General features: G+C 71.2%; 16 protein-coding genes and 1 pseudogene. 11 read left to right on the top strand and 6 right to left on the bottom strand.

Annotated elements, in window-relative coordinates:
• Positions 1 to 168: 168 nt before the first annotated feature.
• The 3 genes from AC3IYI_RS09975 to AC3IYI_RS09965 all read left to right on the top strand — a co-directional run bounded on the left by AC3IYI_RS09975 (position 169) and on the right by AC3IYI_RS09965 (position 7,270).
• Positions 169 to 900, top strand: coding sequence for a VIT1/CCC1 transporter family protein (locus AC3IYI_RS09975; protein WP_489365761.1), 732 nt, complete (start codon positions 169 to 171; stop codon positions 898 to 900).
• A gap of 378 nt (positions 901 to 1,278) precedes the next feature.
• Positions 1,279 to 5,817, top strand: a complete 4,539-nt coding sequence (gene gltB, locus AC3IYI_RS09970) for a glutamate synthase large subunit (RefSeq protein ID WP_489411488.1) — start codon at positions 1,279 to 1,281, stop codon at positions 5,815 to 5,817.
• Complete coding sequence (locus AC3IYI_RS09965) at positions 5,810 to 7,270, top strand: glutamate synthase subunit beta (RefSeq protein ID WP_489409838.1); 1,461 nt, start codon at positions 5,810 to 5,812, stop codon at positions 7,268 to 7,270. The genes gltB and AC3IYI_RS09965 overlap by 8 nt, the downstream gene beginning before the upstream one ends.
• Positions 7,271 to 7,395: 125 nt before the next feature.
• On the opposite strand, the gene AC3IYI_RS09960 is transcribed toward AC3IYI_RS09965, so the two are convergent.
• Complete coding sequence (locus tag AC3IYI_RS09960; RefSeq protein ID WP_489409837.1) at positions 7,396 to 8,178, bottom strand: GntR family transcriptional regulator; 783 nt, start codon at positions 8,176 to 8,178, stop codon at positions 7,396 to 7,398.
• Positions 8,175 to 8,723, bottom strand: coding sequence for a GntR family transcriptional regulator (locus tag AC3IYI_RS09955; RefSeq protein ID WP_489409836.1), 549 nt, complete (start codon positions 8,721 to 8,723; stop codon positions 8,175 to 8,177). Before AC3IYI_RS09955 ends, AC3IYI_RS09960 begins: the two co-directional genes overlap by 4 nt.
• A 148-nt stretch (positions 8,724 to 8,871) precedes the next feature.
• Between AC3IYI_RS09955 and AC3IYI_RS09950 the strand changes: the two genes are divergently transcribed.
• The 3 genes from AC3IYI_RS09950 (at position 8,872) to AC3IYI_RS09940 (ending at position 13,000) form a co-directional block, all read left to right on the top strand.
• On the top strand, positions 8,872 to 9,261 hold the full coding sequence (locus AC3IYI_RS09950; protein WP_489409835.1) for an ATP-binding protein: 390 nt from the start codon (positions 8,872 to 8,874) through the stop codon (positions 9,259 to 9,261).
• A 197-nt stretch (positions 9,262 to 9,458) separates the two neighbouring features.
• The gene (locus AC3IYI_RS09945; protein WP_489409834.1) at positions 9,459 to 12,023 is read left to right on the top strand and encodes a molybdopterin-dependent oxidoreductase; all 2,565 of its coding nucleotides are present in this window, start codon (positions 9,459 to 9,461) and stop codon (positions 12,021 to 12,023) included.
• The gene (locus AC3IYI_RS09940) at positions 12,020 to 13,000 is read left to right on the top strand and encodes an FAD binding domain-containing protein (protein WP_489409833.1); all 981 of its coding nucleotides are present in this window, start codon (positions 12,020 to 12,022) and stop codon (positions 12,998 to 13,000) included. Before AC3IYI_RS09945 ends, AC3IYI_RS09940 begins: the two co-directional genes overlap by 4 nt.
• A gap of 44 nt (positions 13,001 to 13,044) precedes the next feature.
• Here the strand turns inward: AC3IYI_RS09940 and AC3IYI_RS09935 are convergent, their stop codons facing one another.
• Complete coding sequence (locus AC3IYI_RS09935) at positions 13,045 to 13,587, bottom strand: ArsR/SmtB family transcription factor (RefSeq protein WP_489409832.1); 543 nt, start codon at positions 13,585 to 13,587, stop codon at positions 13,045 to 13,047.
• Positions 13,588 to 13,644: 57 nt separating this feature from the next.
• Between AC3IYI_RS09935 and AC3IYI_RS09930 the strand changes: the two genes are divergently transcribed.
• The 4 genes from AC3IYI_RS09930 to AC3IYI_RS09915 all read left to right on the top strand — a co-directional run bounded on the left by AC3IYI_RS09930 (position 13,645) and on the right by AC3IYI_RS09915 (position 17,513).
• On the top strand, positions 13,645 to 14,550 hold the full coding sequence (locus AC3IYI_RS09930; protein ID WP_489409831.1) for a S41 family peptidase: 906 nt from the start codon (positions 13,645 to 13,647) through the stop codon (positions 14,548 to 14,550).
• Positions 14,551 to 14,660: 110 nt separating this feature from the next.
• Complete coding sequence (locus AC3IYI_RS09925) at positions 14,661 to 14,867, top strand: hypothetical protein (protein ID WP_489409830.1); 207 nt, start codon at positions 14,661 to 14,663, stop codon at positions 14,865 to 14,867.
• On the top strand, positions 14,864 to 15,949 hold the full coding sequence (locus tag AC3IYI_RS09920) for a hypothetical protein (RefSeq protein ID WP_489409829.1): 1,086 nt from the start codon (positions 14,864 to 14,866) through the stop codon (positions 15,947 to 15,949). The genes AC3IYI_RS09925 and AC3IYI_RS09920 overlap by 4 nt, the downstream gene beginning before the upstream one ends.
• Before the next feature lie 127 nt (positions 15,950 to 16,076).
• On the top strand, positions 16,077 to 17,513 hold the full coding sequence (locus tag AC3IYI_RS09915; protein ID WP_489409828.1) for a DUF1906 domain-containing protein: 1,437 nt from the start codon (positions 16,077 to 16,079) through the stop codon (positions 17,511 to 17,513).
• A gap of 1 nt (position 17,514) precedes the next feature.
• On the opposite strand, the gene AC3IYI_RS09910 is transcribed toward AC3IYI_RS09915, so the two are convergent.
• From AC3IYI_RS09910 to AC3IYI_RS09900, 3 genes and pseudogenes are all read right to left on the bottom strand, one after another.
• Positions 17,515 to 18,036, bottom strand: coding sequence for a pyridoxamine 5'-phosphate oxidase family protein (locus AC3IYI_RS09910; protein WP_489409827.1), 522 nt, complete (start codon positions 18,034 to 18,036; stop codon positions 17,515 to 17,517).
• Positions 18,037 to 18,114: 78 nt separating this feature from the next.
• Positions 18,115 to 18,922, bottom strand: a pseudogene (locus AC3IYI_RS09905) (IS5 family transposase).
• 125 nt (positions 18,923 to 19,047) lie between these two features.
• Positions 19,048 to 19,317 (bottom strand): transposase, encoded by a 270-nt coding sequence (locus AC3IYI_RS09900; RefSeq protein ID WP_489409826.1) that lies wholly within the window; start codon positions 19,315 to 19,317, stop codon positions 19,048 to 19,050.
• A 29-nt stretch (positions 19,318 to 19,346) separates the two neighbouring features.
• On the opposite strand from AC3IYI_RS09900, the gene AC3IYI_RS09895 reads away from it, so the two are divergent.
• Positions 19,347 to 20,561, top strand: a complete 1,215-nt coding sequence (locus tag AC3IYI_RS09895; RefSeq protein WP_489409825.1) for an RNA-guided endonuclease InsQ/TnpB family protein — start codon at positions 19,347 to 19,349, stop codon at positions 20,559 to 20,561.
• Positions 20,562 to 20,576 lie beyond the last annotated feature (15 nt).

The raw sequence follows: 20,576 nt of genomic DNA, 5'->3' as shown, positions 1-20,576 counted from the left end.
CCGTCACCCGGTCGCCGATCCCCAAAACCCCAGGTAAGTACGGCCTTCCTTGCTGGCGGGCGGCAAAAATCGTGCGTAGTTTCGAGGTGTTCCGGGGGAGTGGGTGTCCGCGCGTCGTCCATGGCACAGCTCTGTGCACCCATTCGTACAAAAGGGGAGATACTCGGCATGTCCATCATCGATATCGAAGCACCGCTTCACACCGCCCACCGCGACAACCACACCCACCGTGACGTCAACGGCGGATGGCTGCGCCCGGCGGTCTTCGGTGCGATGGACGGGCTGGTCTCGAACCTCGCGCTGATGACCGGCGTGGCCGGCGGCGCCGTCGCCCCGCACGTGATCGTCGTCACCGGCCTGGCCGGCCTCGCCGCCGGAGCCTTCTCCATGGCGGCGGGGGAGTACACCTCGGTCGCCTCGCAGCGCGAGCTCGTGCTCGCCGAACTGGACATAGAGCGCCAGCAGTTGCGCAAGCACCCCATCGACGAGATGGAGGAGCTGGCCGAGCTCTACGTCTCGCGCGGTGTCGAGCCGGCGCTGGCCCGCGAGGTCGCCATGCAGCTCTCCCGCGACCCGGAGCAGGCGCTGGAGATCCACGCCCGCGAGGAGCTCGGGATCGACCCGGACGACCTGCCGTCGCCGATGGTCGCCGCGGTGTCCTCCTTCGGATCGTTCTCGCTCGGCGCGCTGATCCCGCTGCTCCCCTACCTGCTCGGCGCGGTCACCCTGTGGCCGGCGGTCCTGCTGGCACTGCTGGGGCTCTTCGCCTGCGGCGCGGTGGTCTCCCGGGTCACGGCCCGGTCCTGGTGGTACAGCGGGCTGCGCCAGCTCGTCCTGGGTGGCGCGGCCGCGGGTGTGACGTACATCCTGGGAACCTGGATCGGTGGAGCCGTAGGCTGACCGCGCAGGGAGTGAGACACTATGCAGTAGGCAACATAAGTAGTCAGTTACTCGGCGGTTTCGATCCTGTGTCCGCCGGGCATCAGACCCCCTGGGCGCCGGGCAATGAGGCCCGCCCCGTACCGGGACCTTCGTCCCGTGTCCCGAGAGCCGGACACCTGCGAAAGTCCCCTCTTGTCTGCTCCGTGCAGTGTCCGCATGCTGGAATGACATATCCGCTTCGCGGGATTGTCGTCATCATGTAATCTGCACGAAATTTCGCAGAGGGCCAACGTCGTCCCTCGGCTATGCACATATGCCACGACGACGACGGGAGAGCCGATGCGTTCCGCATCCACGCACTCCGCGACCGGCCTCAGCAACACCGCCTGGTCGCCCATGGACGGTCGCCCCGCCCAGCAGGGCATGTACGACCCGCGCAACGAGCACGACGCCTGTGGCGTCGGCTTTGTGGCCAACCTCACCGGCGAGGCCAGCCACACGCTGGTCGAGCAGGCGCTGACCGTATTGCGGAACCTCGAGCACCGAGGCGCCACCGGATCCGAGCCCGACTCGGGCGACGGCGCCGGCATCCTCTCCCAGGTCCCGGACGCGTTCCTGCGCGACGTGGCCGGTTTCAACCTCCCCGAGGCCGGCGCGTACGCCGTCGGCATCGCCTTCCTCCCCGCCGACGGCACCGCACAGGCCGTCGCCGTGGAGCAGATCGAGGCCATCGCCGCCGAGGAGAACCTGGCGGTTCTCGGCTGGCGCGAGGTTCCGGTCACCCCCGACCTGCTCGGCAACGGCGCCCGCGCCACCATGCCGGCCTTCTCGCAGCTGTTCGTCAGCAACGGGACCTCGGGCATCGAGCTGGACCGCAAGGCCTTCGTGCTGCGCAAGCGCGCCGAGCGCGAGGCCGGGGTCTACTTCCCGTCGCTCTCCGCCCGCACGATCGTCTACAAGGGCATGCTGACCACCGGCCAGCTGGAGCCCTTCTTCCCGGACCTCTCGGACCGCCGCTTCGCCTCCGCGATCGCCCTGGTCCACTCCCGGTTCTCGACGAACACCTTCCCGTCGTGGCCGCTGGCCCACCCGTACCGCTTCGTCGCGCACAACGGCGAGATCAACACGGTCAAGGGCAACCGGAACTGGATGCGGGCCCGCGAGTCCCAGCTGGCCTCCGGCCTCTTCGGCGAGGGCGCCCTCGAGCGGATCTTCCCGATCTGCACCCCGGACGCCTCCGACTCGGCCTCCTTCGACGAGGTCCTGGAGCTGCTCCACCTCGGCGGCCGTTCCCTCCCGCACAGCGTGCTGATGATGATCCCGGAGGCGTGGGAGAACCACACCTCCATGTCGCCGGCCCGCCGCGCGTTCTACAAGTACCACTCCACGCAGATGGAGCCGTGGGACGGCCCCGCCTGCGTCACCTTCACCGACGGCACCCAGGTCGGCGCGGTCCTCGACCGCAACGGTCTGCGCCCCGGCCGCTACTGGGTCACCGACGACGACTTCGTCGTGCTCTCCTCCGAGGTCGGCGTCCTGGACATCGACCCGGCCAAGGTCGTCCGCAAGGGCCGCCTGCAGCCCGGCAAGATGTTCCTCGTCGACACCGCCCAGAAGCGGATCATCGAAGACGACGAGATCAAGGACGCGCTGGCCGCCGAGCACCCGTACGCCGAATGGCTGGAGACGGGCGAGATCGAGCTGACGGACCTGCCCGAGCGTGAGCACATCGTGCACACCCACGCCTCGGTCACCCGCCGCCAGCAGACCTTCGGCTACACCGAGGAAGAGCTCCGCGTCATCCTCGCGCCGATGGCCCGCAGCGCCGGCGAGCCGCTCGGCTCCATGGGCACGGACTCCCCGATCGCGGCCCTGTCCGAGCGCCCCCGGCTGCTCTTCGACTACTTCACCCAGCTCTTCGCGCAGGTCACCAACCCGCCGCTGGACGCCATCCGCGAGGAGCTCGTCACCTCGCTGCTGTCCTCGCTCGGCCCGCAGGGCAACCTGCTGGAGCCGACCGCCGCGTCCTGCCGCAGCGTCACGCTGCCGTTCCCGGTGATCGACAACGACGAGCTGGCCAAGCTCATCCACGTCAACGCCGACGGCGACATGCCGGGCATGAAGGCCGCCACCCTCTCGGGCCTTTACCGGGTCTCGGGCGGCGGCGCGGCGCTGGCCGCCCGCATCGAGGAGATCCGCGGCGAGGTCGACGCGGCCATCGAGAACGGCGCGCACCTGATCGTCCTCTCGGACCGTCACTCCGACGCCGAGCACGCGCCGATCCCGTCGCTGCTGCTCACCTCCGCCGTGCACCACCACCTCATCGCCACCAAGCAGCGCACCCAGGTGGGCCTGCTGGTCGAGGCCGGCGACGTCCGCGAGGTCCACCACGTCGCGCTGCTCATCGGTTACGGCGCGGCCGCGGTCAACCCGTACCTCGCCATGGAGTCCGTCGAGGACCTGCTCGCCGCAGGCACCTTCCTGTCCGGCCTGGAGCCGGAGCAGGCCATCAAGAACCTGATCTACGCGCTCGGCAAGGGCGTCCTGAAGGTCATGTCCAAGATGGGCATCTCCACCGTCGCCTCCTACCGCGGCGCGCAGGTCTTCGAGGCCGTCGGCCTGAACGACGAGTTCGTCGCGGCGTACTTCGCGGGCACCGCCACCAAGATCGGCGGCGCAGGCCTGGACGTCATCGCCAAGGAGGTGGCCGCGCGCCACACCAAGGCGTACCCGGCCTCCGGCATCGCGGCCACGCACCGCGCGCTGGAGATCGGCGGCGAGTACCAGTGGCGCCGCGAGGGCGAGCCGCACCTGTTCGACCCGGACACGGTCTTCCGCCTGCAGCACGCTACGCGGGGCCGCCGGTACGACATCTTCAAGCAGTACACGGACCGGGTGAACGAGCAGTCCGAGCGCCTGATGACGCTCCGCGGGCTCTTCGGCTTCAAGTCCGACCGCGAAGCCATCTCCATCGACGAGGTCGAGTCGGTCGCCGACATCGTCAAGCGCTTCTCCACCGGCGCCATGTCGTACGGCTCCATCTCCAAGGAGGCGCACGAGACCCTCGCCATCGCCATGAACCAGTTGGGCGCCAAGTCCAACACCGGTGAGGGCGGCGAGGACCCGGACCGCCTGTACGACCCGGCGCGCCGCTCCTCCATCAAGCAGGTCGCCTCCGGCCGCTTCGGTGTCACGAGCGAGTACCTGGTCAACGCGGACGACATCCAGATCAAGATGGCGCAGGGTGCCAAGCCCGGCGAGGGCGGCCAGCTGCCCGGCCACAAGGTCTACCCGTGGGTCGCCAAGACCCGGCACTCCACCCCGGGTGTCGGCCTGATCTCCCCGCCGCCGCACCACGACATCTACTCCATCGAGGACCTGGCTCAGCTGATCCACGACCTCAAGAACGCCAACCCGGTCGCCCGCATCCACGTGAAGCTGGTCTCCGAGGTCGGCGTGGGTACGGTCGCGGCCGGTGTCTCCAAGGCCCACGCGGACGTCGTCCTCATCTCCGGCCACGACGGCGGTACGGGCGCGTCTCCTTTGACGTCCCTGAAGCACGCGGGCGGTCCCTGGGAGCTCGGCCTCGCCGAGACCCAGCAGACCCTGCTGCTCAACGGGCTGCGCGACCGCATCGTGGTCCAGACGGACGGCCAGCTCAAGACCGGCCGCGACGTCATCATCGCCGCGCTGCTCGGCGCCGAGGAGTTCGGTTTCGCGACCGCGCCGCTCGTCGTCTCCGGCTGCGTCATGATGCGCGTCTGCCACCTGGACACCTGCCCGGTCGGCATCGCCACCCAGAACCCGGTCCTTCGGAGCCGTTTCTCCGGCAAGCCCGAGTTCGTCGTCAACTTCTTCGAGTTCATCGCGGAGGAGGTGCGCGAGCTCCTCGCCGAGCTGGGCTTCCGCACCATCGAGGAGGCCGTCGGTCACGCCGAGCTCCTCGACACCAGCAAGGCCGTCACGCACTGGAAGGCGCAGGGTCTCGACCTGGAGCCGCTCTTCTACGTGCCGGAGCTGCCCGAGGGCGCGGTCCGCCACGCCCTGATCGAGCAGGACCACGGCCTGGAGAAGGCGCTCGACAACGAGCTCATCCGCCTCGCGGCGGACGCGCTGAACGCCGACTCGGCCGAGACCGCCCAGCCGGTCCGCGCCCAGGTCGCGATCCGCAACATCAACCGCACGGTCGGCACCATGCTCGGCCACGAGGTCACGAAGAAGTTCGGTGGCGCGGGCCTGCCCGACAACACCATCGACCTGACCTTCACCGGCTCCGCCGGCCAGTCCTTCGGCGCCTTCCTCCCCAAGGGCGTGACCCTGCGCCTGGAGGGCGACGCCAACGACTACGTCGGCAAGGGCCTCTCCGGCGGCCGCGTCGTGGTCCGTCCCGACCGCGGAGCCGACCACCTGGCCGAGTACTCGACCATCGCGGGCAACACGATCGGCTACGGCGCCACCGGCGGCGAGCTGTTCCTGCGCGGCCGCACCGGCGAGCGCTTCTGCGTCCGCAACTCCGGCGCCCTGGTCGTCTCGGAAGGCGTGGGCGACCACGGCTGCGAGTACATGACCGGCGGCACGGCGGTCGTCCTCGGCGAGACGGGCCGCAACTTCGCGGCGGGCATGTCGGGCGGCGTCGCGTACGTCATCGACCTGGACCCGGACAACGTCAACGTCGGCAACGCGAGCGCGCTCGAAGCCCTCTCCGACACCGACTCCCAGTGGCTGCACGATGTGGTGCGCCGCCACGAGGAGGAGACCGGCTCGACCGTGGCCGCGAAGCTCCTGGCTGACTGGACCGCCTCGGCGGCCCGCTTCAGCAAGATCATCCCGACCACGTACAAGGCAGTGCTCGCCGCCAAGGACGCCGCTGAGCTCGCCGGACTCTCCGAGTCCGAGACCACGGAGAAGATGATGGAGGCGGCGACCAATGGCTGACCCGAAGGGCTTCCTCACCACCCCCCGCGAGACCGCCTGCACCCGTCCTGTGGCCGAGCGCCTCAAGGACTGGAACGAGGTCTACGTTCCGGGCTCGCTGCTGCCGATCATCAGCAAGCAGGCCGGCCGCTGCATGGACTGCGGCATCCCGTTCTGCCACAACGGCTGCCCGCTCGGGAACCTGATCCCCGAGTGGAACGACTTCGCGTACCGCGAGGACTGGACCGCCGCTTCCGAGCGGCTGCACGCGACGAACAACTTCCCGGAGTTCACCGGGCGGCTGTGCCCGGCGCCGTGCGAGTCCGCCTGCGTGCTCGGCATCAACCAGCCTGCCGTCACCATCAAGAACGTCGAAGTCTCGATCATCGACAAGGCGTGGGACAACGGCGACGTCACCCCGCAGGCGCCCGAGCGCCTCTCGGGCAAGACGGCCGCGGTCATCGGCTCCGGCCCGGCGGGTCTCGCCGCGGCCCAGCAGCTGACCCGGGCCGGCCACACCGTGGTGGTGTACGAGCGCGCCGACCGCATCGGCGGGCTGCTGCGCTACGGCATCCCCGAGTTCAAGATGGAGAAGGTGCACATCAACCGCCGCATCGAGCAGATGCGCGCGGAGGGCACCAAGTTCCGTACCGGCGTCGAGGTCGGCCGCGACATCACCGCCACCGACCTGCGCAAGCGGTTCGACGCGGTCGTCATCGCGGCGGGCGCGACGATCTCCCGCGACCTGCCGGTCCCGGGCCGCGACCTGAACGGCATCCACTTCGCGATGGAGTACCTCCCCCTCGCGAACAAGGTCCAGGAGGGCGACTTCATGGCGCCCCCCATCACGGCCGAGGGCAAGCACGTGGTCGTCATCGGCGGCGGCGACACCGGCGCGGACTGCGTGGGCACCGCCCACCGCCAGGGCGCGGCCTCGGTCACGCAGCTGGAGATCATGCCGCGTCCGTCCGAGGACCGGCCGGCCGGCCAGCCCTGGCCGACCTTCCCCATGCTGTACAAGGTCACCTCTGCTCACGAGGAGGGCGGCGAGCGGATCTACTCCGTCTCCACCACCCACTTCGAGGGCGACGAGGACGGCAACGTCCAGGCCCTCCACCTGGTCGAGGTCGCCTTCGAGGACGGCAAGCTCGTCCAGAAGCCCGGCACCGAGCGCGTCCTCCCCGCGCAGCTGGTCACCCTGGCGATGGGCTTCACCGGCACCGACCAGGAGAACGGCCTCACGGCGCAGTTCGGCCTGGCGATGGACGCCCGCGGCAACATCGAGCGCGACGCCTCCTACGCGACCAACGTCGACGGCGTCTTCGTCGCCGGTGACGCCGGCCGCGGCCAGTCGCTCATCGTCTGGGCCATCGCGGAAGGCCGCTCGGCCGCCCGCGGCGTGGACCGCTTCCTGACCGGCACCAGCGCCCTCCCGTACCCGGTCAAGCCGACGGACCGCTCGATCACCGTCTGACCCGCAGCACCCCCGGCCCCGGCCGGGACCCCTCATACGGCCCGCACAACGAAGTGCGGCACCCCGACACAACGCCCGCCACGTCCCCGACCAGGGGTGGCGGGCGTTGTGGCGTTCCGGGGCGGTCAGGCTTCGGGTGTGAACTCGTACTGGAGCTCATACAGGTGGCCTGCCTTCACCATCACGGTGACCTCGATCGGCTGTCCCGCCGTGCCGTACACCGTACGGAGGGTCCGCAGGACGGGCAGGTCGCCGGGCAGCCGCAGGGCGGTGTACTGCTCCTGCGTCGCGACCCGGGCGGAGAGCCGGTCCACGCTGCGCTGGGGCGGGAAGCCGAGCTCGGTCAGGAGGGTCGGAGTGCCGCCCCGGATCAGTCGGGGTTCCGTGAGGGCTGTGCCGCGTGCCAGGTCCGGCGGGTAGTACGAGCTCACCAGCTCGGCGGGTTCGCCGTCGATGCTCAGGAGCTGGCGCCTGCATACGGCGGGACTGCCCTCCGGGATGCCGAGCGCGGCAGCCACCTCGCCGCCGACCGGGACCTCTTCCACCGCCAGCAGGGTGCTGTGCGCTGTGCGGGCCGGCTCCGATGCTTCGGCGAGCCACGGGTAGGCCGCCCCGTCCACGGCCTGCGTCAGGGAGCCGGCAGGGCGAACGGTCCGCTGCCGTGTGTCCCGTACGGTCACAGACGAGCCCGCACGGCCCAGGGCCAGTCCCTCGTCCTTGAGGAGCTGGACGGCCTTCTGGATCGTGGCGTTGGAGGCGTCGAACCGGGTCTTCAGCCGCGCGGTCGAAGGCAGCTTCGATCCGGGCGCGAGGCCGCCGTTCATGATCTCGTCACGCAGATCGGCGGCGATGCGGGCGTGGAGCGGCCGGGGGTCAAAGCCCGAGGATTCGGAACTGGACAGGGTCATGCGACCTCGATGTCGATCTCGTATCGCAGCTGCTGGCGTCCGGCTGGCATGACCATCACGTCGGCCTGGATCGGTCGGCCCGTCGAGTCGTAGGTGGTCCGGGCGAGTTGGAGGACCGGCTCGACCGGTCCGAGGCGCAGGTGCTCCCGCTCCTCGGGGCCGGGCATGCGCGCCGTCACGTTCTCGACGACCCGTACGCCGATGTGTCCCAGCCCGGCCAGCAGGGTCACCGCGCCGCCTCGGATCTTTGCCGTGCCGGCCAGCGGGGTGCCTGCGGCGATGTCGGCAGGGTAGTAGGTGTCGGTCAACTCGGTTGGCTCGTCGTCGAGTTCGATGATCCGGCGGCGGATGATGGCGGTCTCCCCGGTCGCGAGGCCGAGCATCCGGGCGACTTCGGCCGGGGTGTCGGCCTCGCCGGCGTGCAGGATGCGCTGCGCGCCGCGCCGGCCTGCGGCCTTGGCCTCGGCGGTCCAGGCGTCCGGCTCCCCGTCGGCGCGAGGGGTCAGGTACGGCATCGACGTGCTGGTCCATCCGCTGCCGCTCACGCTGCCTCCTGAGTGTCCGTCGCTCTCTGCCGGTGCCCACGTTAAGCGACACCTCTGCGCGATCCCACCCTGCAACCTTGCTGCTTTTCGCGAATAGCGATACGTTCTGTGCGGCCTTGGAAGCTCAGCGTTAAGTCGGTGGGATGCTATGTCCTTGTCTCGGCAGCAGCGGTTCCCTCGGGCCCGTGCCTCGGTGCGCGCGGCCCGTCAGTTCGTAGGTGACACGCTTGGCGATTGGGGCGTGTGCGAGCGGCGCGACGACATACGGCTCTGCGTGTCCGAGCTCGCCACGAATGCCGTTCTGCACGGGGTCCCGCTGGGACGGGAGTTCTCCGTGCGTCTGGAGCGGGAGGGCGGGATCGTGACGATCGAGGTGCGCGACAGCGGCCCCGGTTCCCCCATCGTGCAGCAGCCCGACCTCGGTGCCCTGAGCGGCCGGGGGCTGTGGTTGGTGGTCGAGCTCGCGGACGAGTTCCAGGTCCGTGACGAACGGGTGGGCAAGACGATCCGGGCCGGGTTCAAGCTGGCCTCGCCATGAGGTGAGTGACTGTGACACGACGCCCGCCACGTCCCCGACCAGGGGTGGCGGGCGTTGTGGCGTTTCGGGGTGGGGCCATCCGTGGGGGCGGCGGGTGTGCCGAGCTGCGGGGAGGGTGGGGGCGGGTTATCAAGGGGGGTGAAGGCGAGCCCGGGTGGTGTGGGGGTCGTCGCCCCCACGGTTGAGGAGTGCGTCTCGTGGAGTTCGAGGTCAATGGCGTCCTGTGTGCGGTGGACGTGGACGACGATCCGGCCGCCGTGGAGGTGGTGCGGGAGCAGTTGGGGCTGACCGGGACCAAGCTGGTCTGCTCCGGCGGGGTGTGCGGGGCGTGCACGGTGCAGGTCGACGGTGAGCCGCAGGTGGCGTGCCTGACGCCGGCGGTACGGCTGGCCGGGCGGCGGGTGACGACGGTGGAGGGGCTGGCGGGTCACCCGGTCGGGCGTGCCTTCGCCGGTGAGGACGCGCTCCAGTGCGGTTACTGCACCCCAGGGTTCGTGGTCGAGGCGGCCGCGTTCTTCGAGCGGTGGCGGGCCGCGCACGGACGGAGCAGGCCGGGGCGGGAGGAGATCGCGGAGGCGCTGGCGGGCCACCTGTGCCGGTGCGGCGCCTACGAGGGGATCTTCAGCGCCGTGGCGGCGGCCTGCGCGGGTGAGTACGACGGGGAGGCGGCCGCCGTCGTTCCGCGCGCCGAGGCTCCCGAGAAGGTCGACGGGTCCGCCCGGTACACCACCGATCAGCGGCCCGAGGGGCTGCTGGAGGGGGTGATCATCCGCTCGCCGCACGCGCATGCGTACGTACGGTCCCTGGAGGCGGGGGATCTGCCGCTGGTGCCGCTGCTGCCGCCCGACGGCGTGGTGCGGTACGTCGGGCAGCCGGTGGCCGCGGTCGCGGCGCCGGACCGAGCCTCCGCGCGGGCGGCCGCCGAGCGGGTCACGGTGGACTACGAGGTGCTGCCGGCCGCCCTGGACGTCGACCGGGCCCGGGCCGGAGAGGGGCCGCTGGTCTACGAGGACAAGGCGGCGCGCAAGCTGGCGCCCGGGTCCGGTGAGGCTCCTCAGCTGGTGCCCGCCCGCTGGCGCGGCAACCGGCGGGGACCCTCCGCGATGAGCAAGCGGCCGGCCACGGCCGTGCGTCGGATCACCGAGGCACGGGAGCGCAGCCCCGAGCGGGTCGTCGAGGGCCTGTTCACGACCGCCGCCCAGACCCACACCCCGCTCGAACCGCACGCCTGCCTGGCCCGCTGGGACGAAGGCACCCTCCACCTGGAGGTGTCCACGCAGTCCGTCAAGCAGGTGGCCGTACTCGCCGCCGAGCGCTTCGGCGTGCCCCTCGAACGGGTGGTGGCCCGCGCCGTCCACGTGGGCGGCGGCTTCGGCTGCAAGATGGGGCTGACCTCCGACATCGTGGCCGCGGCGGAGCTGGCCCGGCTGCACGGCGCCCCGGTGCGGGTGGTGCTGGACCGGGACGAGGAGCTCACCGACGGCGGGTACCGGCCCGGCACACGGATCCGGCTGGCGATGGCCGCGGACGCCGCCGGAGAGCTGAGCGCGCTGGCCCTGGACGTGGACACCGACGGCGGGGTCTCGGTGGGCGGCACCGTCGCGGCGCTGGCCCGGTTCATGTACGGCAAGGCGCCCCGTCGGCTACGGGACTTCGACACCGTCACCCACCGGCCTCCCGGTGCGCCCTTCCGCGGCCCCGGCGGGCCCACGATGTGCTGGGCCCTGGAACAGGCCGTCGACGAGATGGCCCAACGGCTCGGCCAGGACCCCATCGCCCTGCGCCGCCGCTGGGACGGCAACCCGAAACGCCATGCGCTGTACGACCGGGCCGCGACCCTCCCGGCCTGGTCGGGCACCCGCGGCGGCACCGGGCGGTTCCGCCGGGGCGTGGGCGTCGCCGCGGCCAACTGGCTGTACTTCCTCGATCCCGTCACCGAGGTCGAGCTCACCGTCGAGGACGGGATCGTCGTCGCCCGCTGCGCCGTGCAGGACATGGGCACGGGCTCGCGCACCGTACTGCGCCGGGCCGTCGCCGAAGGACTCGGCGTGCCGCAGGAGCGGGTGCGTGCCGAGGTCGGGCACAGCGACACCGTCCACGGGCCCACCTCCGGCGGCAGCCGCACCACGCCGTCGATCGTGCCCGCCGCCGCGGACGCCGCCGCACGGCTGCGCGACGCGCTCGGCGCCGGTGACGGTGACCTGGGCACCCGGCTGGACGGGGCGCACGGCGTACGGGTCACCGGCCGGCGCCCCCGCGACCGCCGGGGCTACGTGACCCCCTTCAACCTGACCACCGGCGGTGTGGCGATCGGCCGCGGCTTCACCGGATCGGTGCAGGTCGCCGAGGTGGAGGTGGACACCCGGCTCGGCCGGATCCGCCCGCTGCGCGTGTGGAGCGGCATCTCGGCGGGCCGCATCCACGAGGAGCGTCTCGCCCGGAGCCAGTGCGAGGGCGCCGTCGTCCAGGGCGTCGGCTACGCCCTGTTCGAGGAGCGGCGCACCGACCCGGCCACCGGCCGGGTGTTGACCGACAACCTGGAGGACTACCGCATCCCCGGCATCGCAGACACCCCCGAGATCACCGTCCACTTCCATCAGGAGGGCTTCGAACACGTCCCCGGCGGCGGAGTCGGCCTCGGCGAGATCGCCACCCTGCCGACCGCCGCGGCCCTCGCCAACGCGGTCCACGACGCCACCGGCTGGCGCCCCTACGACATGCCCATCCGCCCCGACCGGCTCCTGGAAGGACTGGCCACGTGAGCACCGAGCCCTCCCTCACCGACCTCTCGGCCGCCGTCCTGGCGCGCGGCGGGGAGCTGCGCGCCGGTGGCACCGACACCACCGCCCGGCAGCGATCCGGCATCGCCCCGGGCCCGTTCACCGACCTCGACGGCGCAGGCGGCGCGGGCGGCGCGGGCAGCCTGCGCGGCTGCACGCCGCTGCCCGGCGGCGGGCTGCGGATCGGCGCCCTGACCACGCTCGCCACGCTCGCCGCCGATCCGCTGGTGCGCTCCGGCTGGCCCGCCCTGGCGGCGTCGGCCGGGACCGCGGCGACCCCGCAGATCCGCGCCGCCGGCACGCTGGGCGGCAACCTGCTCCAGCGCAACCGCTGCTGGTACTACCGCAATCCGCACTTCAGCTGCCTCCAGAAGGGCGGCTCCGGCTGCCCCGCGCGCGAGGGAGACCACCACTTCGGCGTGGTCAGCGGCGACGGCCCGTGCGTCGCCCCGCACCCGTCGACCCTCGCGATGGCCCTGCTCACCTACGACGCCGGGGCCGAGATCCACGGCGACTCGCCGCGCACCGTAGCCGAGTTGTACGGGGACGGCGACCGGCTCCACCAAGCCGACCACCTGCTGGCACCGGACCGCATCCTCACCGCGGTCCTGCTGCCGCCGCCCCTCCCGGGCGAGCGGGCCGCCTGCCACCGGGCCACCAGCCGCGCCCACGGCGAATGGCCCCTGGTCGAGGCCACCGCCCGGCTCGCGCTGGACGGCGCCACCGTCACGCACGCCGCCGTCGCGGCGGGCGGGGTGGCACGGGTTCCGCTGCGGCTGCCGGAGGTGGAGGCCGCCCTGATCGGCCGTAAGGCCACGCCCGAGTCCTTCGCGGCCGCGGCCGCGACGGTACTCGCCCGCTGCCGGCCGCTGCCGCAGACCGGCTACAAGGCCACCCTCTTCCGCGACACCGTGCTGGAGGTACTGGAACGGGCCGCAGTTCCTGCCCCCACCGGTTAGCGCCCGGTCCCGGCCCCGGCGACGGCGACGGCGACGGCGACGGCCTAGGCGGAACCGGTGGTGCCCGTGGGCAGGGGCTGCTGGTAGAGCGCTACCAGCACGCCGTGCAGGGGCTGGTCTTCCGCATCTTCCTCGGCCTCGTCGACCAGTTTGGCGAGGGTCTCGCCGAGTTCTCTTGCCTTCGTGGGGCCCAGACGCAGGTGGCGCAGTGTCAGGTGGGTCTCGGCGGGTGAGCGGTCCAGCTCCTGAGCGAACGCGGCGAGCATCGCGGCGGTGCCTGCCGCTTGGGGTTCGGCGACGACCATGCGGCGGGCCGTGCGCTGGTAGTACTGCTCGGTGCCGCCGCGGACCTGGCGGGTCTCGGCGATGTGGACCAGCCCGGCTTCGCGGAGCACTTTGAGGTGGTGGGCCACGGTGCCCTTCTTCGCTTCGAGCTGCGCCGCAAGCTGCCTGACGGCGGCAGGCCGGTGGCCCAGGGCGAAGAGCAACCGCTGACGCAACGGGTGGGCGAGTGCTGCGAACTGCTCAGGCGCACCGATCTCCAGAACATCCTCAGGAGGTGGCAGGAAGGGAGGCTGATCACGCATACCGAAAGTGTCTAAATTCTTTGACGCTTTCGCAAGAGCGGTGCTCTACTCCCTGCCATGACGACTTCAACGAAGCTTCCGCCGGCTCCTGTCATCGACGAGACGGTCCGGCTCCTGACCGAGCACTACGTCTTCCCCGAGATAGCCGAGCAGCTCGCCGGCCTGCTGCAACGACGCCTCGCCGAGGGCGCCTACGAAGTAGACGGCGCCGAGGAGCTCGCCCGTCTGGTCACCGCGGACCTGCAGTCCGTCAACGGCGACCGACACCTGAGGCTGAAGCACCACGCCGACCCGGTGCCCCCGAAGCAGGACGCGGCCACCCTGCAGGCCATACGCGGAGACTTCGACACCTCGCTGGGCGGTGCGCCCCGGGTGCAGTTGCTCGACGGAGGGGTCGCCGTGGTGGAGCTGGCGCCGATGCTGTTTCCGCTGGAGTGGGCCGCCGAACCGCTGGGCGCCGCGCTCACCCTGGCCTCCCGCGCCCAGGCGCTGATCGTCGACCTCCGCGGCAACCGGGGCGGCGACCCGGACACGGTCGCCTTCGTCTGCAGTTACCTGCTCGACGAGCGCACCCACCTCAACACCATGCACTGGCGCGGCGACGAGCGCAGGGAGCAGTCCTGGAGCCTGCCGCACGTTCCCGGCGCGCGCTTCGGCGGCAGCAAGCCGTTGTACGTGCTGTCCAGCGACAGCACCTTCTCTGCCGCTGAAGAGCTGGCGTACGACCTCCAGCAGCTCGGTCGCGCCGTAGTCGTCGGCGAGCGCACCCGCGGCGGCGCACACCCGTGCAGGGGCTGGACGGTGCACCCGCACCTGGAAGTCACCGTCCCCCTCGGCCGCGCCGTCAACCCCGTCTCCGGCACGAACTGGGAGGGCACCGGTGTGCAGCCGGACATCCCTTGCGCTGCCGCTGACGCCCTCGCCCACGCACACGCGCTGGCCCTCGCCCGACTGGCGGCCTGACCCGGCCCTACCCGCGAGTATTGACTATTAGTCAATTCGGGCCCACGCTCGACGCGAGCCGTCGTGTCGTCTTTGGTGTGGGAGGTCGTCCCGTGCGTACAGATGAGGAAATGGGCCGTCTGAGTGGGGAGTTGGGGGGCATCCGGCCTCCCGCGTCGTTCGCGGAGCTGGACGCCGGGGAGCTCGTACGGCTCGCCGAGGCGCTCACAGCGGAGCGGGCGCGGCAGGCCGAGGGCCTGAACCAGGCCGCCGAGGAGGCGCTGGGGCTGGTCCCGGCCCTCGCGCGCGGGGCCGTGCGCAAGGTGCTGTTCCGGTGAGCCGCGCCGAAGTGGAGAAGATCGCCCGGCTGGTGGGCACGGACGCCGGGGAGCTCGGCTTCCTGCGCGGGCTGCCGGACGAGGACGTACGGGCGTTCCGGGAGCAGGTCAGCGGCGTACTGAACGACGGCGCACCCGAGATGCTCGACCGGATCGCCGCCGCGACCAAGCTGGTGCCGGCCGGGGTGGCGGCCGCCATCTCGCAGAAGGCGCTCGGGCCCCGGCTGGCCGCCGGCGTGGCCGGCCGGCTGGAGGCGGGCCGGGCCGCCGCCATCATCGAGAAGCTGCCGGTCTCCTTCACCGCCGAGGCCTGCGCACACCTGGACCCGCGGAAGATCTCCGGGATCGTCGACCGGCTCGACGAGGGGCTCGTCGTCCGCATCGCCACCACCCTCGCCGAGAACCGCGACCACCTCACCATGGGCCGGTTCGTCGGCCACATGCGCGACCAGGTGCTCCGCCGGATCCTGGACCAGGTCGACGACGCGGCGGTGCTGCGCGCCGGCTTCTACGTGGACCTGCCCGAGCGGCTGCCCCGGATCCTGGAGCTCATGGGCGACGACCGCCTGGGCGCGGTCGTACGGGCCGCTGCCGCCCAGGGGCTCTGGGAGGAAGCCCTGGGCGTCGCCGCGATGGTCGGCGGCGACCAGCGGCTGCGGATCGCCGAGCTCACCGCCCGCCTCGACGCCGCCGAACTCGACTCGCTCGTCCGGGTGACGCACGCCGAGGGCCTGTGGGAGTCGCTGCTCCCGCTCGTGGCGCTGCTCGGCGAGGAGGACCGGCTCGCGGTGGCCCGGCTGGACTCCCTGCGGGACCCGCTCGTGCTGGCCGGGGTGGTGCGCGCCGTCGTGGCGACCGCACTCTGGGGCGCCTTCCTTCCGCTGGTCGGCGTACTGCCCGAGGAGGCGCGCAAGGTGGTGGCCGATGCCGCCGCCGAACTGGGCGACGCGGAGCTCGACGGCCTCGTCCGCGAGGTCGACAAGCAGGATCTGTGGGAGCTGGTGCTGCCGCTCGTCGAGCTGATGGAGGAGGCGGGGAAGGAACGGATCTTCGCCCTGCCCGCCTTCCAAGAGCAGGAGTAGGGGGAGCGGGGGATCGGGGGAGCGAAGGGGGGCGTCCGCGGTGCGGTGCGGCCCTCCCGTCAACAGGTGAGCGCGGGCTCTCGTGCCTCAGCGTCAACCCCGAGGCCTTCTGGTAACAGTGGGTCACATGCTCCCCTCCCACATGATGTTGAGCTGCCTGCTGGGCGCCGCGCTGCTCGCCCCCGTCCCCCTCGGGGCCGCCGACGGTCCCACCTCCGACGGCCGCACCTCCGACGGCCGCACCGTCGACTACCGCGGGCTGCGCCTCACCGTCCCCGCCGACTGGCGGGTCGTCGACCTCGACCGGAACCCCGACGCCTGCCTGCGCCTCGACCTGCCCACCCTCTACCTCGGGCACGCCGGCACCCAGGGCGAATGCGGAGCAGCCCGAGCCGCCGCCCCCCGCTCCGACACCCTGCACCTGGAGCCCCTCGACGGGGCCCCGCCGCGCGCCGACGTCCCCACCGTCGGAGGCGATGAGGGCGACCCCCTGCTCAAGGTCCGGGGCGACAGCAACGAGATCCGCTACGCCCTGCGCCGCGCCGGGGTGATGGCCACCGTCTCCTACGGGTCCACCCCCGAGGCCGTCCGCGCGCTCCTCACCCGGGCCCGCGCCCTCGCACCCCCGGCCGCCCCCGGCCCGGTCCCCGTCGATCCGGTCGGCGTCGTCGGCGGGGGTCCCCGTACCACCGTCCAGGGGCCCTTCACCGGCGAGGGCTTCGACGCGTGCACGGCCCCCACCCAGCGCACCATGAACGCCTGGCGGGCCGACTCGCCCTTCGGCGCCGTCGGCGTCTACATCGGCGGCCGCGCCCGCGCCTGCGCCCAGCCGCAGCTCACCGCCGGATGGATGAGCCGGCAGGCCGAGGCGGGCTGGCACCTCATGCCGATCTGGGTCGGCCCCCAGCCCTGGAACAGCTCCTCCACGGGTCTCTCCACCGACCCCTCGGAGGCCAACGAGCAGGGCCGGGCCGAGGCCGAGGGCGCGGCCCACGCGGCCGCGGCACTGGGCCTGGCCGAGGGCACGCTCCTCTACAACGACCTGGAGCACTACACGGACCGGGCCACCTGGGACGCCCCGGTCGTCGCCTACCTCACCGCCTGGACGGTCCGCCTGCACGAACTGGGCTACGGCGCCGCCGCCTACGTCGCGGCGAGCTCCGGGGCCAAGGCGCTGAGCGCCCACTACGCCCAGGCCCCGGATGCCATGCCCGACGTGCTGTGGGTGGCCCGCTGGAACGGCGCGGCCTCCGTGACCGACGCCGACCTGGGGCTGCCCGCCGGTACGAGCCAGTGGACGGGGGGCCGCCGCGCCCACCAGTTCCGGGGTGACCACGACGCCACGTACGGGGGCGTGACGCTCAACATCGACCGGAGCTGGGTGGACGTCGCCGCCCAGACCCCGGCCCAGACCCCGGACGGGGCCCCGAAGGCACCGAAGGCCCCCGGCAAGGCACAGAAGGCTCCCGCCAAGTCGCCCGCCAAGTCCCCCGCGAAGTCCCCGGCCAAGGCGCCCGCCAAGGTGCCGGCGGTCCTCCCGGCGAAGACCCCGGCCAGGGTCTAGCTCAGCCCGCCGCAGGCTCCTCGCGGGCCGGCTCGTCGTCATTGCCCCGGCGCAGGGTGCGCAGTCCGTGCTCCGGGGTCCACGAGCGGATCACCAGGTCGTCGCCCTCGACGCCGACGTGGACCACCTCCGTCAGCTCGGCGCGGAACAGGTCGAAGGGGTGCGGGGTGTCGTTCTCCTCGGCCTCCTCCGCGTACCGGTGGAGCTCGGGCTGTTCCACGATCTCCACCGCCCGCCCGGAGATCCGTACGTCCCCGTCGGGCATCGTCTCGCCCGCGCCCGGGTTGGTGTGGAGGGCGAAGCGCGGATCGCGCCGCAGGTCCTTGCCCTTCATCGAGCCCGGCATCATGCCCAGCCACAGCTCACCGCCGCGGATCTCGACGTTCAGCCCGGTCGCACGCGGCGAGCCGTCCTTGCGAAGGGTCGCCAGGACGTGGTGCGGGAACTGTGCGAAGCGGGCCTGCACGGCCGCCGCGAATCCCGGTTCCGCCTTTTCGAATACGGCCCAGTTGTTCGTCGTCATACGTCCATCCCTTATCTTGCGTGGATACCCCCGGCTTCGGTGGGGGAGGAAAGCTCATCCTAAGAGCTCGTAACACGATTATGAGTCGGGCTTGTTGAGGCGTCGCCAGCAGATGAGGCTGCAGGCGAGGGAGACGAAGGCGTCGTGGAGTTCGGTGCGGCGTTCCCATCGGACGCCAGTCGTTTGAACTGGTGGAGCAGGGCGAAGGTCTGTTCCACGACGTAGCGGAGCTTGCCCATGCCCTTGATGTTCGGGGCTCCTTTGCGGGAGATGACGGGCAGGATACGGCATTTGCGCAGCTCATCGCGGTTGGGGTTGGAGTCGTAACCCTTGTCTCCGAGCAGGGCCTCGGGCCTCCGGCGGGGCCGGCCGGGACGGCCTGCCACGGGTGGGATGCCGTCGACCAGGGCGAGGGTCTGGGTGACGTCGTTGACGTTCGCCGCTGTCGTGATGACTTTGAGCGGGGTGCCGCGTCCGTCGCAGATCAGGTGGTGCTTGCTGCCCGTCTTCCGCCGGTCGACCGGCGACGGACCGGTGTCGGCGCCCCCTTTTTCGCCCGGATGTGGGAGCCGTCCACGCAGGCTCTGGACCAGTCGAGGCGGCCGGCCGCGTGCAGCTCCGCGAGCAGGATGCGGTGCAGTTGTTCGAAAACCCCGGCCTGCTGCCACCGCTCCAGTCTTCTCCAGCACGTCTGCCCGGACCCGAACCCCAACTCAGGCGGCAGAAGTTGCCAGGCGATGTCGTTGCAGAGCACGTACAGGATGCCCTGCAGGCACAGCCGGTCAGCCACCGGCCGCGGCCCTGGTGACCTCGTCGGCCAGGGCGGCAGCAGCGGCTCGATCAGCGCCCACAAGTCGTCGTCCACGATCCACGGCCGAGTGCTCACACCATCACGAACGGTCGAATCGTCACACCGGTCACGCCCGACCAGGACTTCTCATCAAGATCCTGTTACGAGCTCTAAGAACTCCTAACGGAATGAGGCTGAGGCCGGGCCAGCCGGGTTGTGACTCAACAGCTCGGCGCAGAGGTTCTCATCGCGAGCAGCTTCGTCAACGGTCGCCTTGACACGTCCCTGTTCCTTTCCTCCTTAAACTTCTCGCACACCTCCCGAATGACCTCCTCGCATCGCTTGAGCGTGGCGTTATCGAAGGCATTGCTCCGGTATTTGGTGACGAATGCCAAGTGTGCGTGAAGGGTGCAGTCGACGTGGCCGCCGGTGTGAATATCGGAGTGTTTGGTTCCCGGGGTGGTGGCATACCCCAAGCGCAGTATGCTCACCGAGCTGACCAGTAATGGGGGTGGGCCCGGTGATCCGTGCGTACAAATTCCTCATGCGGCCCACCGTGGGCCAGGCGATCGCGCTCGGCGAGATGCTGGCCGATCACTGCTCGCTCTACAACGGAGCCTTGCAGGAACGCCGTGACGCCTACCGGCACGTGTCGAAGACGAGCGTCAAATACGGGCAGCAGTCCGCGCAGCTCAAAGAAATCCGGGCGTTCGACACGGAACGGCAAGGGCGCTGGTCGTTCTCCAGCCAGCAGTCCACCTTGCGCCGTCTCGACAAGGCGTTCGCCGCGTTCTTCCGACGGATCAAGTCCGGCGACGCCCCGGGATACCCTCGCTTCCGGGGTGTCAACTGGTTCGACACGGTCGACTTCCCCAAGGACGGCGACGGCTGCCGCTGGGACTCCACCCCACACGACCGGGTCACCCGCGTCCGCTTCCAAGGCGTCGGGCACGTCAAGGTCAACCAGCACCGGCCGGTCGTCGGCAAGGTTAAAACCGTCTCCGTCAAGCGCGAGGGCAAGCGGTGGTACGTGATCCTGACCGCCGTGCAGACCGATCCGGATCCGCTGCCCGTGACCGGCAGCATGGTCGGCATCGACATGGGCCTAGCCAGCTTCCTCGCCGACTCCAACGGCGAGTTCGTGGCCAACCCCCGCCATGGACGGCGCGCCGCAGCAAAGCTCGAAGCCGCGCAACAAGCGCTCTCCGGGTTCCCGCGCTGCCACCGGGACAAGCGCACGAAGAATCACCAGCGGTCCGTCGAAAGGATTGCCGATCTTCACCGTAAGGTCCGACGCCAGCGTCTGGAGCACGCACACAAGACCGCCTTGGACCTGGTCCGGCAGCACGACTTCATCGCGCATGAAGACCTCAAGATCCGCAACATGGTCAAGACCCCCGCGTCGAAGCCCGACCCCGAGACGCCGGGAGGCTTCCTGCCCAACGGGGCCGCCGCGAAGGCCGGACTCAACCGCTCGATCTCGGATGCCGGATGGGGGGTGTTCCTGACGATCCTGCACGCCAAGGCTGAGAGCGCCGGACGGGAAGTGATTGCCGTGGACCCCCGCAACACCTCCCGCACATGCCCCGAATGCGGGCATGTCGGCAAGGAGAACCGGCCTACCCAGGAGAAGTTCCACTGCCAATCCTGCGGCCACTCGGCGCAGGCGGACACGGTGGGCGCCCTGAACGTTCTACGGGCCGGGCTGGTCCGTCGCGAAGCCCAACCGGCATAGCGAGAAGCCCCAGGC

It is taken from the genome of Streptomyces sp. GL_148 (genome assembly GCF_057834205.1).
This window is presented reverse-complemented; position numbering and strand designations above follow the sequence as displayed.

Coding starts and splice junctions, on each gene's coding strand:
- AC3IYI_RS09975 (WP_489365761.1), top strand. CDS start 169: ATGTCCATCATCGATATCGAAGCACCGCTTCACACCGCCCACCGCGAC.
- gltB (WP_489411488.1), top strand. CDS start 1,279: ATGGACGGTCGCCCCGCCCAGCAGGGCATGTACGACCCGCGCAACGAG.
- AC3IYI_RS09965 (WP_489409838.1), top strand. CDS start 5,810: ATGGCTGACCCGAAGGGCTTCCTCACCACCCCCCGCGAGACCGCCTGC.
- AC3IYI_RS09960 (WP_489409837.1), bottom strand. CDS start 8,178: ATGACCCTGTCCAGTTCCGAATCCTCGGGCTTTGACCCCCGGCCGCTC.
- AC3IYI_RS09950 (WP_489409835.1), top strand. CDS start 8,872: ATGTCCTTGTCTCGGCAGCAGCGGTTCCCTCGGGCCCGTGCCTCGGTG.
- AC3IYI_RS09935 (WP_489409832.1), bottom strand. CDS start 13,587: ATGCGTGATCAGCCTCCCTTCCTGCCACCTCCTGAGGATGTTCTGGAG.
- AC3IYI_RS09930 (WP_489409831.1), top strand. CDS start 13,645: ATGACGACTTCAACGAAGCTTCCGCCGGCTCCTGTCATCGACGAGACG.
- AC3IYI_RS09925 (WP_489409830.1), top strand. CDS start 14,661: ATGGGCCGTCTGAGTGGGGAGTTGGGGGGCATCCGGCCTCCCGCGTCG.
- AC3IYI_RS09915 (WP_489409828.1), top strand. CDS start 16,077: ATGCTCCCCTCCCACATGATGTTGAGCTGCCTGCTGGGCGCCGCGCTG.
- AC3IYI_RS09910 (WP_489409827.1), bottom strand. CDS start 18,036: ATGACGACGAACAACTGGGCCGTATTCGAAAAGGCGGAACCGGGATTC.